Consider the following 2708-nt stretch of genomic DNA (forward strand, 5'->3'; position numbering starts at 1 on the left):
GGGCGACGGGGCGAGGGTCAGGTCCGCCGCGGACCGGAACCGGCCCGGGGATCGCCGCGTCGGGGAAGCGGCATACGGGAAACAGCGCCGGGCACCGGTGCGGTGACCGGTGCCCGGGGCTTCGTGGTGAGCGGGCGAGGCCTCAGCGCAGCTTGTACGTGCCCTTGGTGCGGGCCGCGCGCAGCGCCTCGGCCCACCAGGCGACCTGCTTGAGCAGGTTCGCGGCCGCGGCCTCGCTGCCTTCGGGGCTGGCGGGCCGGCCGTTCTTCTCGAAGTCGCCCCAGGCGTTGTGGAAGCTGAGCATGTCCCGCACGGTCGTGGCGTGGACCTCGGCGAACACCTGGCGCAGGTGCTCGGAGGCGCGCAGGCCGCCGCCCATGCCGCCGTAGGAGACCAGGCCGACGGGCTTGAAGCTCCACTCCTCCAGGAACCAGTCGATGGCGTTCTTCAGTGCCGGGGCGATCGTGTGGTTGTACTCGGGGCTGACCACCGCGAAGGCATCGGCGTCGTGGAGCCGGGCGGAGAGCCGGGCGGCCACCGCCTTCGTCGCTTCGCCGGGCTCCTCGCCGAACGCCGGCATCTCCATGGGCAGCGGGAAGTCGACCAGGTCGATGAGGTCGACGGTGAAGTCGCCGCTCTTCTTGGCCTGTTCGACGAACCAGTTGGCGACCGTCGGGCCGAATCGGCCGCCGCGTACGCTGCCGATGATCACGGCGAGCTTGAGGGGGTTCTCCTGCATTTCGAACTCTTCCAATCTCTGTGGCGTCCTGCGTGGCCGGCGCCAGGCGATTCCGACCCGATGGGAATATCCGCCGGAATGCAACTGCCGGTGACCGGCGGAGTGTCGCCAGGTCCGCGATCCCGGATCCTGATTTCCACCACTTGAGCCAGCACCAATAACCAGCTTCTTCGACCGGGAATCCGACTTCAAGAGAGTGCGGTTCATATCCCTGTGGAGTTCTACAGATTCTTTTCTGTCACGTCAGGGGAACGTGCGATCCGTGTCAGCCGGTGGCCGGTGGCCGGGGTGGAACGTCCCCCCGGTCTCGGCAGCCGCATCGGCGGCAGCCGTACGGGCGGATCCCGGGGATCCGCCCGTCGGTGCGAGTGCCTGCTGCCTCCCTGGTCGTTCCTGCCGGCCCGGTTCAGTCGGTGCCACGGAAGATGTGACGGTCGGGGGTTTCTTCCTCCTCGCCGGCCAGGAGCGCGGGCCGCCCGGTTCCGGGCTCGGCCCCGGGCCCTCCCCAGGCCTGGCGCCGGCCGCCCGGGCCCGCGGGCCGGTTCTCACGCGTACGTGTGTGCTCGATGGGCATCTGCATGTCGGTCGTCCGCTCCTTCGGGTTGGTGGTTCGTGCTTGGCTGCCGGGTGCCGGGCGGTGCCGCGTCCTTCGCCAGCAGGCACTCCTCCAGGAACCCGAGTGCCCTGAGGTGGTAGGTGCGGGCCGCCCAGCCGAGGCTGATGTTGTGCCCGGCGTCCGGCTGGAGGTCCACGGTCGTCCTCGTCGCCGACAGCGGATGCCGCAGAGCGGCTATGGCCTCCTCGTCGAAGAGCCACCACTGCTCCTGCTCGGCGAAGGTGAAGCGCACCGGCACCCGCACCCGGGCCGCGATGCCGGGATACAGTTCCGGCCACAGCGGGCCCTGGAGTGCTTCGGCGGCCGGAACCGGGCAGACCAGCGCACGGCCGAGCCGGAAGGCGTCGGGTGGATAGAGCCGCAGGGCTCCCCAGTGCCTGCGCCAGTCTCCGTGCCTGCCACGGCCGGGCAACTGGTGCGCCTGCACGGCGAGGCGGTTGCCGAGTCCGGAGATGTCCAGGCCGATCAGGCCGCGACCGCGTTCGTCCGCGGCGGCGGCCAGCGCGAGCTTGCCGCCGTTGGAATGGGCCACGAGGAAGAAGCCCGCCCCGATGTCACGGGTGGCGGCGAAGTCGGCCAGCGCGGCATGCAGGGTGACCGCCTGGTCGGTGACGCCCTGTCCCCGGGGCAGCCGCGCGAGGGACAGGCCGTAGCCGGGGCGGTCGACGGCCAGGACGGTGTAGCCGAGTTGGGCCCCCAGGGCGAGGAGTGAGAGCCCGGGGCGGGAGCGGCTGTCGAAGTAGCCCGCCCGCATGCCCCCGCCGTGGATGGCGACCACCACCGCACGCGGCGGCTTCGTGGCCGGTTCGGCGAGCAGCGCGGACAGCGGGACGCCGTCGGCGTCGAGGGTGATCTCGCGGATCCGCGGGGCGCCGGGATGCGGTGGCTGCGCCATGTGATCGGAACTCCTCGTGGCTTCAGGGATCGGGGGGTCTCGGGGAGGGTGCGCCGGGGAGGGGGCGGCCGGTCCCGCTCAGCGGCTTCCGGCGGCGGCCGAAGCGCCACGCGATGCGGCGGCGCAGGAGAGTGCGCAGGGGCGTCACGGTGTGTGTCCCTGCGGCCCGGCCGGTGCGGGAAGGAGTCGCCGGGCCTGTTCGGGGTCGTGTCATCCGGCTTCTCCCGTGCCGGGCCCGGAGCGGCGCACCGCGGTGCGCCAGCTGCGGGGTGCGGGGTGGCCGTGGGCGCGGTCGAGGCTGCGCCAGTCGGCGGGCGCGGGAACCGGGTCCCCGGTGTCGTTCGGCGCGCCGGACATCCGTATGAGGAGCACCACGGCGAGTGCGGCCATCTCCTCCTCGGTGGGCACACCTCTTTCCACGCGGAAGAGGTGCTCGGCGTCGTGGGCGGGATGGGGGG

Annotated in this window: 3 protein-coding genes; all 3 read right to left on the reverse strand. The window is 72.2% G+C overall.

Going from position 1 to position 2708, the window contains the following annotated elements; genetic code table 11:
* Window positions 1–142 precede the first annotated feature (142 nt).
* Window positions 143–739: an NAD(P)H-dependent oxidoreductase gene (locus tag P1P70_RS43085; protein WP_319247728.1), complete on the reverse strand. Its 597-nt coding sequence runs from the start codon at window positions 737–739 to the stop codon at window positions 143–145.
* 545 nt (window positions 740–1284) lie between these two features.
* Window positions 1285–2250 (reverse strand): alpha/beta hydrolase, encoded by a 966-nt coding sequence (locus P1P70_RS43090; protein ID WP_319247730.1) that lies wholly within the window; start codon window positions 2248–2250, stop codon window positions 1285–1287.
* Window positions 2251–2460: 210 nt separating this feature from the next.
* On the reverse strand, window positions 2461–2708 hold a 248-nt coding region (locus tag P1P70_RS43095; RefSeq protein WP_319247732.1), incomplete at its 5' end, for an acyl-CoA carboxylase subunit epsilon.

Origin of the sequence: Streptomyces sp. MB09-02B (genome assembly GCF_033794485.1) — a bacterium.
GTDB lineage: Bacteria > Actinomycetota > Actinomycetes > Streptomycetales > Streptomycetaceae > Streptomyces.

Excerpts from the sequence above, each read along its gene's own strand:
- P1P70_RS43085 (WP_319247728.1), bottom strand. The coding sequence starts at position 739 with ATGCAGGAGAACCCCCTCAAGCTCGCCGTGATCATCGGCAGCGTACGC.
- P1P70_RS43090 (WP_319247730.1), bottom strand. The coding sequence starts at position 2,250 with ATGGCGCAGCCACCGCATCCCGGCGCCCCGCGGATCCGCGAGATCACC.